Raw genomic sequence first — 12,799 nt, 5'->3', positions numbered from 1 at the left:
TATCAATTAACAAAGGTTATTTGCTAGCAATGCTGAGACCGGTGGGTGGCGCGCAGGAGATACCCCGCACGCTGCGTGCGAGGAAGTCACCGTAGATCAGTTGAAACCCGAATATCTTCATTGTCGACCCAAGGCTCTTGCGGGCGAGGCTTCTGCTGCTGCCAGAAGACGATTATTATTGTATGCGTAACCCGATTCTACACAGCGTAAAACGGTTTGTCCGCCTTCTGTATAAAATCCCCTTTTTTCCTGAGCGCGCAAGGGGTTTATTGCGCAGATAAATCCCTGCCAGAATCACGCCCCCTGCAGGTGCACGCCACGGCTGACAATATGACGGCAGCGTAACCGCCCAGGGCCAACTATCATGGCCTATACCCGAACTCTTTATGGGAGGCGTATTGCCCTACCAGCATTTGAGAGCCTAATTTCATCGCAACAGGTTTCGCGAATGCCACTGAAAGTCAAATCCCGCCAACGCAGACTCAGGATGGCGATCACCTTGATCAGTGGTTTGATCCCCATCCTGCTGGGATCCGTCATTCTTTATATGCAGGCGCAGCGAACACTCCAGCAAAGCTCGGCACAAACCGCCCTCGAAGCAATTCACCAGTTCGACCTGATGCTCGACAACACGGCCCAGGCAGCTCAGGCGTTACTGCCACTGGCCGGGCAGAATTGCAAAGACGTCACGCTTGCCCTGCGCGAACAAGTGACCCGTCGTCCTTTCGTGCGCTCGACCAACCTGGTGTGGGACAACGATCTTTACTGCAGTTCGCTGTTCGGTGAGTTTCACGAAATAGTCAATCCCGGTGACTACACGCACGGCGGGTTATGGTTGATGAATGGCAACCCGGTGACCCCCGACACGGCACTGCTGGTATATCGACTCAGTGAAGGCAAAAAAGGCGCACTGACGACCCTGGATGGTTATCACTTGAGCAACATCCTGCGCCTGATTGGCGGCAAGGCTGCGTTGCTGCTCCAGGTCGGCCCCGACTGGTTGTCGGCTGACGGTAAAGTCCATACGAGCGCGCGGCCTGAATTGCCCGTCGCCCAAAGCACTGAGCTGTCGAAAAAATACGCTTTTAAAGTATCGGCAGGTTTCCCTGAAGGCGAAGCCTGGCGATACATACGCAGCGAATACCCACCGCTGTTCAGTTTGCTGATCTTTTTCGGTGTGATCGCCGGTGCCATCGTTCACTTCCTGCAAAAGCGCTCAATGTCGCCGACCCATGAAATGCAAAGGGCGCTGGAAGCATCGGAGTTCATTCCATACTTCCAGCCCGTTGTGCATGGCGACAGCAAGCGCTGGGCCGGGTGTGAAGTATTGATGCGCTGGAAACATCCAAAGGAAGGCCTGGTGCGCCCAGACCTGTTCATTCCGTTTGCCGAACACACCGGTCTGATCGTGCCGATGACCCGCTCGCTGATGAAACAAACCGCCGCCCTGCTCGCCCCGCAATCGGACTCCTTCAGCGAGCCCTTTCATATCGGTATCAACATCACCGCCAGTCATTGCCAGGATCTGGAATTGGTCAACGATTGCCGTGAGTTTCTCGATGCATTTGTTCCAGGCTCCGTTCATCTGGTGCTGGAACTGACCGAGCGGGAACTGATCGAACCCACGGCCATCACCCTGCAACTGATCGAACAACTCCATGGGTTGGGCGTGAAATTCGCCATCGATGACTTCGGCACCGGTCACTCAAGCCTTGGTTACTTGCACCAGTTTAATGTCGATTTCTTGAAAATCGACCAGAGCTTTGTCGCCATGATCGGCGTCGATACCCTCTCCAGTCATATTCTGGACAGCATCATCGAACTGGCGGGCAAGCTCGAGCTGGCACTGGTTGCCGAAGGCGTGGAAACACCACGACAAAGTGACTACCTGAGCGCTCAAAGTGTGAACTTCCTTCAGGGTTATCTGTTCGGCAAACCGATGTCTGGTGCAGAGTTCATTAGTGCATTAAGTGACCATTAACTAACGGACTTAACCGACAAGACAACGTGTACAGGCACCAAAGTGAATCAAATTACTACTCTAGTTACATGAAGAAAAAGTCAGGATTTACTCTTGGCCAATTAACTACTACAATTTTCATGCCCGCGCTAAATTGGCAGGTGAGCCATTATCACCGAGTCGCTTCAAAGCTCTTGGCTTATAGCTTTGTTTGCGGTTGGTATCAACCAAACACACTATTGGAGTAAAGATATTGTCCAGACTCGCTGAATTTCGTGCAGCCGAAAAGGCCCTTCAAGAACAGCTCAAGCAGCTCGAATCCCTGAAGAACGATGCCGGGCTCAAGAAAGAAATCGAATTCGAGGAGAAGCTCCAGGGTTTGATGAAAACTTACGGCAAGAGCCTGCGCGACATCATCGCCATTCTCGATCCGAACCCGAGCAAATCCGGTCTTCAACAGGCCACCGCACCTAAAACCCGCCGGGCTCGCGTGGTCAAGGTTTATCAGAACCCGCACACTGGCGAACTGATTGAAACCAAGGGCGGCAACCATCGCGGCCTGAAAGCCTGGAAGGAACAATATGGCGCCGCCACCGTTGACTCCTGGCTTCGCGGCTAACATTTGTACCCACAGAAAAGCCCTGCCAATGCAGGGCTTTTCTGTGGTGTCATTTAAATCCGCGTAAAGGTAGCGCACGCTTACCTAACTGCCGATCAACTTTGTGCTTAATCCGTTTGGGTATCTAAAATTTTTTCTTGTGTCGAGACCGCACACCGGATTACTAAAGTTTCAAGCTGTTACGCGCTGCCTCTACTTCCCCCATGCTCGCCTTGTAAGCCTCGGCCTGTCCGGCGTAAGAAAGAACATAGGCTTTATCGGCATCCATCGCGGCGACCAATGTTTGTGAAAGCACATGCCTGCCGTTCTGCGTGATAGTGCAGGTTGTCTCAAGCGCCGCCAATCGACTCAACGTAGTGGAGTGGATGCGTGTGCAAACACTTTGATAACCGCTCGCAAAAAAGTCCTTCTGCACCGACTTGCGCATTTCCAGCAGTACACCTTCCAGGTTTACCTGGTGATTGCTTTCGACCTGACTCATCGTCAGCTCCATCACCATGACCGGCGCGCCGCCCTGATCATTTTTCACTGCTCGCTGGCGGCTCACACCGACATCGACTTCGGGAACGGCTTCAACCTGCCAGCCTTGTGGCCACGTCACGACGGGGGCTTCAGCGAACGCAAGGCTAACGCCCGACAGCAAAGCTAACAGAACGAATAACGAATGACCGAATCGAAACATTGCACTCAGTACTCACAAATTGATCAACAAAGTCTGAGCCCGGACCGCCCGGTCAGGCAATAGCTGAGCGTTTGCGTTTGGCGATGTCAGAGCCCTTGCGTATCATTGTCGCCATTCGTTAGCCCACATATTTTCCGGAGGGTCCATGAGCCTGCACGAATTGAACAGCTTCCCGGGCGTCACCGCCCAACCAGACACCGCCACCCAGAAGTTCGTCTTCAATCACACCATGCTGCGGGTCAAGGACATCACCAAATCCCTGGATTTCTATACGCGCATCCTGGGCTTCACCCTGGTAGAAAAACGTGACTTCCCGGAAGCCGAGTTCAGCCTGTACTTTCTGGCGCTGGTCGATAAAAGCCAGATTCCCGCTGACACCGCTGCACGTACCGAATGGATGAAGTCGATTCCGGGCATTCTGGAGCTGACCCACAACCACGGCACCGAAAACGACCCGGACTTTGCCTACCACAACGGCAATACCGATCCGCGCGGTTTCGGCCACATCTGCATCTCGGTGCCGGACATCGTCGCCGCGTGCGAGCGTTTTGAAGCACTGGGCTGCGACTTCCAGAAACGCCTGAGCGACGGCCGCATGAAGAGCCTGGCGTTCATCAAGGATCCGGATGCCTACTGGGTCGAGATCATCCAGCCAGCGCCGCTCTAAATCAAAATCAAAAGATCGCAGCCTTCGGCAGCTCCTACAAGAACGAGGTTTGCATTGACTTGAAATGCTTTTCTCCCGTAGTAGCTGCCGCAGGCTGCAATCTTTTTCAACACACACAAAAACCCCATGATCACTCATGGGGTTTGTGTTTTCAGCGCCGCCTTTTATGCCGGGGCCGAAGTCCGGATCAGATGATCAAATGCGCTGAGCGAAGCCTTGGCACCCTCACCTACCGCGATCACGATCTGCTTGTACGGCACAGTCGTCACGTCACCTGCTGCGAACACGCCCGGCACCGACGTTTCACCACGCGCATCGACAATGATCTCGCCACGAGATGACAGCTCGATGGTGCCTTTGAGCCAATCGGTATTGGGCAGCAAACCGATTTGCACGAAGATCCCTTCCAGTTCCACGGTGTGCTGTTCGTCCGTCTGGCGATCCTTATAGCGCAATCCGTTGACCTTCTGACCGTCGCCAGTCACTTCAGTGGTTTGCGCACGGGTGATCACGGTGACGTTCGGCAGGCTGTGCAACTTGCGCTGCAATACGGCATCGGCACGCAACTGCACGTCGAACTCCAGCAGCGTGACGTGCGACACGATACCGGCCAGGTCGATAGCCGCCTCGACGCCGGAGTTGCCACCGCCGATCACCGCCACTCGCTTGCCTTTGAACAGCGGACCGTCGCAGTGCGGGCAGTACGCCACGCCCTTGTTGCGGTATTGTTGCTCACCGGGGACGTTCATTTCACGCCACCGTGCACCGGTCGCGAGGATCACGGTTCTGGCCTTGAGCTTCGCCCCACTGGCGAAGTGGACTTCATGCAGCTCGCCCTCTTTACCCGTGATCAATTTGTCTGCGCGCTGCAGGTTCATGATGTCCACGTCGTACTGCTTAACGTGTTCTTCCAGCGCCACGGCCAGTTTCGGCCCTTCGGTTTCCTGCACGGAGATGAAGTTTTCGATGGCCATGGTGTCGAGCACCTGACCACCAAAACGCTCTGCCGCGACGCCGGTGCGAATGCCTTTACGCGCTGCATAGATCGCGGCCGATGCACCCGCCGGGCCACCGCCGACTACCAGCACGTCAAAGGCTTCCTTGGCGCTGATCTTCTCGGCCTGACGCTCGATGCCGCTGGTGTCGATCTTGGCGAGAATTTCTTCCAGGCCCATGCGGCCCTGACCGAAGTTCACACCGTTGAGGTAGATGCTCGGGACCGCCATGATCTGGCGCTCATCGACTTCAGCCTGGAACAACGCACCGTCGATAGCAACGTGGCGGATGTTCGGGTTCAACACGGCCATCAGGTTCAGTGCCTGGACCACGTCCGGGCAGTTCTGGCAGGACAGCGAAAAGTAAGTCTCGAAGGTGAACTCGCCTTTGAGCGAGCGAATCTGTTCGATCACTTCAGCACTGGCTTTCGAAGGGTGGCCACCGACTTGCAGCAGCGCCAACACCAACGAAGTGAATTCGTGGCCCATCGGGAGGCCGGCGAAACGCAGGCTGATATCGGCGCCCGGGCGATTGATCGAAAACGACGGCTTACGCGCATCATCGCCGTTGTCGAGCAAGGTAATCAGGGTGGAAAGACTGGCAACGTCTTTCAAGAGTTCGAGCATTTCCTGGGATTTCGCACCGTCGTCGAGGGAAGCAACGATCTCGATCGGCTGGGTGACCCGTTCCAGGTACGATTTCAACTGGGCTTTAAGATTGGTGTCCAACATACGGGCGATTTCCTTGAATTCTTGAGACAAAAAAACGCCCGAGCGAATCTCGCCCGGGCGTTTTTGTTGGGCGGTGCAGCTTGCTTAGAAGGTGCGGATGTCCGCCCTGATGAAGCGCGTCACAGACTTAGATCTTGCCGACCAGGTCCAGGGACGGAGCCAGAGTGGCCTCGCCTTCTTTCCACTTGGCCGGGCAAACCTGGCCTGGGTGGGCAGCGACGTACTGGGCAGCCTTGATTTTGCGCAGCAGCTCGGAAGCGTCACGGCCTACACCGCCATCGTTCAGTTCAACGATCTTGATCTGGCCTTCAGGGTTGATCACGAAGGTGCCGCGGTCAGCCAGGCCAGCTTCTTCGATCAGTACGTCGAAGTTGCGGGAGATGGCGTGGGTCGGGTCGCCGATCATGGTGTACTGGATCTTGCCGATGGCTGGCGAAGTGTTGTGCCAGGCAGCGTGGGCAAAGTGGGTGTCAGTGGAAACGCTGTAGATCTCGACGCCCAGCTTCTGGAATGCGTCGTAGTTGTCAGCCAGGTCTTCGAGCTCGGTTGGGCAAACGAAGGTGAAGTCGGCTGGGTAGAAGAACACCACCGACCACTTGCCTTTCAGGTCAGCGTCCGAGACTTTTACGAAGTCGCCGTTTTTGAAGGCGTCAGCTTTGAAAGGTTTAACTTGGCTGTTGATGATAGGCATCGTTGACTCTCCGTCAGGGTTAAGAAGTTGATGGAAAGAACTTTACCTATCCAATCGCTCGATAGCTCATTGGCAAATCTGATGCTGCTGATTGGCTTTGGCTATTAGCCACCGGAATTAATAGAAGAAAACTGAATTTACAGTGCGATTGGTGTTTCCAGGCGCGTCATGCCTAGAAACGGGCTGGTCTCGATGTAGCGCATCGCGGACTTCATGTCCTTCCAGCCCACGTAGCTCATCAGCGACTTCAAGTCCCATCCACTTTGATGCGCCCACGTGGCGAAACCACGGCGCAGCGAGTGGCTGGTGTAATGCTGGGCGCAGATACCCGCGCGCTCCAACGCCTGACGCAACAATGGAATCACGCTGTTGGCGTGCAAACCTTCTTCAGCTAAATGCCCCCAACGGTCGACGCCGCGGAAAACGGGTCCGCGTACCAGCGCCGCTTCAGTGATCCAGTCGATATAGGCCTGCACCGGGCACAATCGCTGCAATGCCGGGGTTTGGTAGGTTTTGCCGAGATTGTCGCGATCACTCTTGCTACGCGGCAGATACAGCGTGATACCGGCGGCGGCGCTGGCCTGCACGTGTTCAATTTGGAGCCGACACAACTCATCACTGCGAAAGCCGCGCCAGAAACCCAGCAGGATCAATGCTGTATCCCGTTTGGCGCGCAACAGAGCAGGACGGTCATTTTTGGCTTTCGCTGTTTGCGCTTCCTGCGCCAGCCATGTCACCACTTGTTCCAGATGGCGAAGCTGCAAAGGCTCGGCCTGTTTCTCCTGGGCCGGGTGCAGCGCCCGTATGCCTTTAAACACCTTGCGTACCACCGGCGCTTTGGTTGGATCGGCAAAGCCCTGGCTGTTGTGCCACTGCGCCAACGCCGACAAGCGCAGCTTCAAGGTGTTGATCGACAACACCCCGGCGTGGGCAACCAGATAACGCGCCACGCTATCGCTTGTCGCCGGCAAAAAACCGCCCCACACCACCTCGAAGTGCTCGATGGCCGCCCGATAGCTGCGCCGGGTGTTGTCGCGTGTCGCGGCTTGCAGGTAACGCTCGATATCACTCATTCAAATCACCTTCACCACCTGCAGGAGCGAGCATGCTCGCGAGGGATGTTAACGATGACGCTCGCTGCCTGGCTGTGCGGAGCTCTCTGGTTTTTCGCAAGCGCGCTCGCTCCTACAGGGGTTTTGTGTACCGAAATTGCGCCACTGATGCTGAAAACCAGCCTTCATACGGGGTAATACCAGTATATCCCGTGTTAATAACATTCAGCATTTAACTTTTTATTATGAATGGTACAATGTGTAATGTAGTGGTATGTACCACAGCAATAAATCGTAGGAGATCTCATGGCTCGTGGCGGCGTAAATAAAGTGGTAGTGCAGGCTGCCCGGTTGGCGATCCTTGCTCGAGGGGAAAACCCCAGCATTGATGCTGTGCGAATCGAGATGGGCAACACGGGCTCGAAAACCACGATCCATCGCTACCTCAAAGAGCTGGACGACCGGGTCGAAAACACTGAAGAAACGTCGGAACCGATTGACGATGAACTGTTGGCGCTGGTCGCGCGACTGGCGCAACGGCTCAAGCAGCAGGCGCAAGAGCCTGTCGACCAGGCCCGCGAACAGTTCGAGCAGCAACGCAAAGCGCTGGAGATTCAGCTGACCGAGGCGCAAGACAACAACACCGAATTGCAGCAGCAATACGAATTTCAAAGCCTGGCGCTGACCCAGGACTCCGAGGCCCTGCAAGAAACCCGTGCCATGCTGCAAGCGGAGCAATCGCGCAACGCCGGCCTGAACCAGGCGCTGACCGATTTCGAATTGCGCCTGCAAGACAAGGACGAGCAGATCCGCTCCCTTGAAGAGAAGCACCTGCACGCTCGCGAGGCGCTGGAGCACTATCGCAACGCGGTGAAGGAACAGCGCGAGCAAGAACTGAGTCGCCACGAAGGCCAGGTGCAACAACTTCAGGTGGAATTGCGTCAGGCGCAGCAGAGCGCGCTTGTCCGTCAGGACGAAATCACCCAGCTGCACCGAGACAACGAGCGCTTGCTGACTGAGAACCGCGGCACGCTGCGGGAGCTGAGCCTGATGCAGGAGCAGCTCAAGCAAAGCAATACCCGTCAGGATCAACTGCTGGAGCAGACAACCCGCGTAGACAGCGAGCGCACCCTCCTCCAGGAACGCTTGCGCATCGCCCTGCTGGAAAGTCAGGCGCTCAAACAGAATGTCGATGAGCAGTCGCAGATCAACAAATCATTGGAATTGGAATTGACCAAAGCCCAGGCAGACCTGGAGGAAAGCGTGCGTCTGGCGGCCGTCGTTACGACGGCGCCAGACTCAGCCAAAGACGATTAACCGGTGACCGGCGTACGCATGGTGACGAACTCTTCGGCGGCCGTCGGGTGCACGCCGATGGTTTCGTCGAAGTCGCGCTTGGTCGCGCCCGCCTTCAAGGCAATCGCCAGGCCCTGAACGATCTCCCCGGCCTCCGGGCCGACCATGTGGCAACCCAGCACCTTGTCGGTTTTGGCATCCACCACCAGTTTCATCAAGGTGCGCTCCTGACATTCGGTCAAGGTCAGCTTCATCGGGCGGAAGCGGCTCTCGAAAGTCTGCACCTCATGGCCAGCTTCGCGAGCCTCCTCTTCGGTCAAACCGACGGTGCCGATATTCGGCAAGCTGAACACCGCCGTCGGGATCATCTTGTAATCCACCGGACGATATTGCTCAGGCTTGAACAGGCGGCGCGCAACGGCCATGCCTTCAGCCAGCGCCACCGGTGTCAGCTGCACACGACCGATGACATCGCCCAAGGCCAGGATCGACGGCTCGGCGGTCTGATACAAATCATCGACCTCAACAAAGCCCTTCTTGTCGAGTTTGACCCTGGTGTTTTCCAAGCCAAGGTTGTCGAGCATCGGACGCCGACCGGTCGCATAGAACACACAATCGGCTTCCAATTGACGTCCATCCTTGAGCGTAACTTTCAGGCTGCCATCGACCTGCTTGTCGATGCGCTCGATGTCCGCGTTGAATTGCAGGTCCATTCCACGCTTGGTCAGCTCTTCCTGCAAATGCTTGCGTACGGAACCGTCGAAACCGCGCAGGAACAACTCACCACGATACAACAGCGTGGTCTGCGCGCCCAAGCCATGGAAAATCCCGGCAAACTCGACAGCGATGTAACCACCGCCAACCACAAGAACTCGCTTTGGCAGCTCCTTGAGGAAGAACGCCTGATTGGAACTGATCGCGTGTTCATGCCCCGGAATCTCCGGGATCTGCGGCCAGCCGCCCGTGGCGATCAGGATATTTTTAGCGGTAAAACGCTCGCCATTCACCTCGACTTGATGCGGATCGATGATTTTCGCGTGTCCCTCATGCAACAACACACCGCTATTGACCAGCAGATTGCGATAAATGCCGTTCAGGCGATTGATCTCGCGGTCCTTGTTGGCGATAAGCGTCGCCCAATCGAACTGCGTTTCATCCAGCGTCCAGCCAAAACCAGACGCCTGCTCGAAGTCTTCGGCGAAATGCGCGCCATACACCAGCAGCTTCTTCGGCACACAGCCGACGTTCACACAGGTCCCGCCCAAATAACGGCTCTCGGCCACCGCCACTTTCGCGCCAAACCCGGCCGCAAACCGCGCCGCCCGCACACCGCCGGAACCGGCACCAATCACATAAAGGTCAAAATCGTAGGCCATTTTCAATCTCCTCGGCAGGCCGACAGCATATCACTCGACCCACTTGCCGCCACAAGGCGGCACCCGATAGCCCCTCACGCCTCAGCGTCATGTGCACACACTCGGCAACGTATTAAAAAGGCCGCTCAGAGCCAAGCCTTGGCCTGCCCTGAGCGGAATCCACTGATGCGCGCCGCAGAACGAGCGGCCTTGAGGATTCGTCGTCACGCCAGCTCTCGCTCTTGCTGGGTAGCGAGTTCAGCCTCGCGTTTGGCGATGGCGGCTTCGAGTTTCGGGGAGGGTTTGGCCCATTGTTCCGGGGGGAGTGGTTTGGACCATTCAATGATGTCGGGATAAGGCAGATCAGGCGGATGTGAAAGCTTCAAATTCTGAACTTTCTCCGCCAGGTACGTCCCCAAAATCGTAATGCAGAATATCCCCCATAAAACACCTATGAGGTCCCCCTTGCGCAGGTCAGAAATGATCGAACCGATTTGCGTTTCTTCGTAGGGTGCAATTCCTACTCGGCTATCAGGTACAGCCTCCGACCCTACTTCCATGTAGCTGCGCATGCACTCCCACAACGCCATCGCCGTGGTGCCGCCGCCGCAGTTGAAGCCCAGCGAAAAGTGCTTGTTGTCTTCCTCGGCGTGGGGATCGGGATTCTCGAAGCCGATGACCAGCAAGCCCATCGTGTTGCGGCCAGCCTGGCTGACGGAAGAGTGCTGAGTGGCGGCGGCGGTCACGCTTTCCCAGGGGACGAGCCAGTATTCGCCGTTATCGCGTGGGACGCAGACTTCGCGGCGTTGGCGGTTGAAGCGCACAGGGAGCGGTACTTCGCGGAATAGGGCCTGGATCAAGAGAACGGTAGGCACACCAATAATGATGGTGGTCATCACCGCAAAAAGGTGCATTTCATCGTGATCATTTCTGAACAGATAACCCATAAATGCAAACAGTACCACCATCGGCCAGAGCACCATCACCGCTGAACCAATGCTGTAGTTGCCGACATCCAGAAACACCTCATTCTTGCGCCAAATGATGTTGAGCACATCACACGGCTTTTCTCCCGTAGGGATGGGCAGCGGCGCCAAATAATCATTGCGCGACAACAGCCGTTGTTTTGTGGTGCCTGCCTCGGGCGTGCTCATGGTTTGTCCTTGGGTTGCAGGTAAGAGGCACCGGGATGATCTTCGCCGAGCCGGTAGCGCGGGACACGATCCAGCTCAGGTGTCGGGTCGTTCCGCAGCGCGATCACGCCGGTGCTGTCGCTCAAGGTAAAGGCCAGCCTTGCTTCGCCACCGATGAAGGTCGGGGCACCAAGCATGGCGAGGAGTGGCGTGCGATAGCGCAACCGCAGGGAAACGGTGCTGGGCAACCGGCCTTGAGGATTTGTCGTCACGCCAGCTCTCGCTCTTGCTGGCTAGCGAGTTCAGCCTCGCGTTTGGCGATGGCGGCTTCCAGTTCCGGGGAGCGTTTGGCCCATTGTTCCGGGGGGAGTGGTTTGGACCATTCGATGATGTCGGGGTGGATCAGGTCCGGCGGCGGGTTTAGCTTCCAACGTTCCAGCACGTCGATCAGTAAGGTATTGAAGATAAAAATTCCGCAGAATCCCTCCCACAAGGCAGTTACCAGCCAACCCCTGAGCTTCGCGGCCTTTACCAGATCATCCAGATAGGTTGCCCAAATCCCTTTCGAGCGGTCGAAACGTGCTGTCTGATCCTCGACAACGTCCGGCCCGATCTCCATGTAGCTGCGCATGCACTCCCACAACGCCATCGCCGTGGTGCCGCCGCCGCAGTGGAAGCCCAGCGAAAAGTGCTTGTTGTCTTCCTCGGCGTGGGGATCCGGATTCTCGAAGCCGATGACCAGCAAGCCCATCGTGTTGCGGCCAGCCTGGCTGACGGAAGAGTGCTGTGTGGCGGCGGCGGTCACGCTTTCCCAGGGGACGAGCCAGTATTCGCCGTTATCGCGTGGGACGCAGACTTCGCGGCGTTGGCGGTTGAAGCGTATGGGTAAGGGGACTTCGCGGAAGAGGCCTTGGATTACCAAACAGATAGGAATGCCCATAATAACTGCGCCCAATATCAAAATCTCTTGACTGAATTCAATGTCGAGATTTCGAGTAAAAAAAGACATGGCTAAAAACAGCATCACCCCCGGCCAAATGGTCATCACCGCCGAACCGATGCTGTAGTTGCCGACATCCAGAAACACCTCGTTCTTGCGCCAGATGATGTTGAGCACATCACACGGCTTTTCTCCGGTAGGGATGGGCAGCGGCGCCAAATAATCATTGCGCGACAACAGCCGTTTTTTTGTGGTGCCTGCCTCGGGCGTGCTCATGGTTTGTCCTTGGGTTGCAGGTAAGAGGCGCCGGGATGATCCTCGCCGAGCCGGTAGCGCGGGACACGATCCAGCTCAGGCGTCGGGTCGTTCCGCAGCGCGATCACGCCGGTGCTGTCGCTCAAGGTAAAGGCCAGCCCTGCTTCGCCACCGATGAAGGTCGGGGCGCCGAGCATGGCGAGGAGTGGCGTGCGATAGCGCAACCGCAGGGAAACGCTGCTGGGGGTTGTGCCCAAGACATCGCGTAGCGCCTTGAAGGGACCACTCAGGCGCAGACCCTGACCGTCCTTGAACGGTATCCACTCGCAAACGCTGCTGACCAGCCAGTGCGGCGTCATGTCCCGCCAGGGACGCGGCGGCTTGAAATGTTGGTTGGGGCTGTTCTTGATCAGATGGCGGTA

At 56.6% G+C, this 12,799-nt stretch carries 12 protein-coding genes and 1 pseudogene; 4 read left to right on the top strand and 9 right to left on the bottom strand.

Annotated features, from left to right (window positions below; genetic code table 11):
* Window positions 1-448: 448 nt before the first annotated feature.
* Together AD668_RS14585 and AD668_RS14580 are read left to right on the top strand one after the other, a co-directional pair.
* Complete coding sequence (locus AD668_RS14585; RefSeq protein WP_053159909.1) at window positions 449-1,981, top strand: EAL domain-containing protein; 1,533 nt, start codon at window positions 449-451, stop codon at window positions 1,979-1,981.
* A gap of 232 nt (window positions 1,982-2,213) precedes the next feature.
* Window positions 2,214-2,579 (top strand): histone-like nucleoid-structuring protein, MvaT/MvaU family, encoded by a 366-nt coding sequence (locus AD668_RS14580; RefSeq protein ID WP_053159907.1) that lies wholly within the window; start codon window positions 2,214-2,216, stop codon window positions 2,577-2,579.
* A 163-nt stretch (window positions 2,580-2,742) separates the two neighbouring features.
* Here AD668_RS14580 and AD668_RS14575 read toward each other — a convergent pair whose 3' ends face one another.
* Window positions 2,743-3,261, bottom strand: a complete 519-nt coding sequence (locus AD668_RS14575; RefSeq protein WP_053159906.1) for a DUF4946 domain-containing protein — start codon at window positions 3,259-3,261, stop codon at window positions 2,743-2,745.
* A gap of 145 nt (window positions 3,262-3,406) precedes the next feature.
* Here AD668_RS14575 and gloA point away from each other — a divergent pair, with 145 nt between their 5' ends.
* The gene (gene gloA, locus AD668_RS14570; RefSeq protein ID WP_053159905.1) at window positions 3,407-3,928 is read left to right on the top strand and encodes a lactoylglutathione lyase; all 522 of its coding nucleotides are present in this window, start codon (window positions 3,407-3,409) and stop codon (window positions 3,926-3,928) included.
* Between the two features lie 164 nt (window positions 3,929-4,092).
* On the opposite strand, the gene ahpF is transcribed toward gloA, so the two are convergent.
* The 3 genes from ahpF to AD668_RS14555 all read right to left on the bottom strand — a co-directional run bounded on the left by ahpF (window position 4,093) and on the right by AD668_RS14555 (window position 7,419).
* A complete protein-coding gene (gene ahpF / locus AD668_RS14565) occupies window positions 4,093-5,655 on the bottom strand; it encodes an alkyl hydroperoxide reductase subunit F (protein ID WP_053159903.1) in 1,563 nt (520 codons plus the stop codon).
* Window positions 5,656-5,782: 127 nt separating this feature from the next.
* Complete coding sequence (gene ahpC, locus AD668_RS14560) at window positions 5,783-6,346, bottom strand: alkyl hydroperoxide reductase subunit C (RefSeq protein ID WP_007975937.1); 564 nt, start codon at window positions 6,344-6,346, stop codon at window positions 5,783-5,785.
* Window positions 6,347-6,483: 137 nt separating this feature from the next.
* Window positions 6,484-7,419: a site-specific integrase gene (locus tag AD668_RS14555; RefSeq protein WP_053159901.1), complete on the bottom strand. Its 936-nt coding sequence runs from the start codon at window positions 7,417-7,419 to the stop codon at window positions 6,484-6,486.
* 285 nt (window positions 7,420-7,704) lie between these two features.
* On the opposite strand from AD668_RS14555, the gene AD668_RS14550 reads away from it, so the two are divergent.
* On the top strand, window positions 7,705-8,715 hold the full coding sequence (locus AD668_RS14550; RefSeq protein WP_053159899.1) for a DNA-binding protein: 1,011 nt from the start codon (window positions 7,705-7,707) through the stop codon (window positions 8,713-8,715).
* Here the strand turns inward: AD668_RS14550 and gorA are convergent.
* The 5 genes and pseudogenes from gorA to AD668_RS29680 form a co-directional block, all read right to left on the bottom strand.
* The gene (gene gorA / locus AD668_RS14545; protein ID WP_053159897.1) at window positions 8,712-10,070 is read right to left on the bottom strand and encodes a glutathione-disulfide reductase; all 1,359 of its coding nucleotides are present in this window, start codon (window positions 10,068-10,070) and stop codon (window positions 8,712-8,714) included. The two genes, AD668_RS14550 and gorA, sit on opposite strands and share 4 nt — an antisense overlap.
* A 203-nt stretch (window positions 10,071-10,273) precedes the next feature.
* The gene (locus AD668_RS14540) at window positions 10,274-11,203 is read right to left on the bottom strand and encodes a hypothetical protein (RefSeq protein WP_053159895.1); all 930 of its coding nucleotides are present in this window, start codon (window positions 11,201-11,203) and stop codon (window positions 10,274-10,276) included.
* A complete protein-coding gene (locus tag AD668_RS14535) occupies window positions 11,200-11,454 on the bottom strand; it encodes a hypothetical protein (protein WP_053159893.1) in 255 nt (84 codons plus the stop codon). Before AD668_RS14535 ends, AD668_RS14540 begins: the two co-directional genes overlap by 4 nt.
* Window positions 11,451-12,398, bottom strand: a complete 948-nt coding sequence (locus AD668_RS14530) for a hypothetical protein (RefSeq protein WP_053159891.1) — start codon at window positions 12,396-12,398, stop codon at window positions 11,451-11,453. Before AD668_RS14530 ends, AD668_RS14535 begins: the two co-directional genes overlap by 4 nt.
* Window positions 12,395-12,799, bottom strand: a pseudogene (locus tag AD668_RS29680) (hypothetical protein); the annotation flags it as partial. The pseudogene AD668_RS29680 and the gene AD668_RS14530, both read right to left, overlap by 4 nt.

Source organism: Pseudomonas sp. P1.8 (genome assembly GCF_001269805.1).
In the GTDB taxonomy this organism is placed as follows: Bacteria; Pseudomonadota; Gammaproteobacteria; order Pseudomonadales; family Pseudomonadaceae; genus Aquipseudomonas.
The sequence above is the reverse complement of the archived record's forward strand: the minus strand, read 5'-3'. Positions and strand labels throughout refer to the sequence as shown.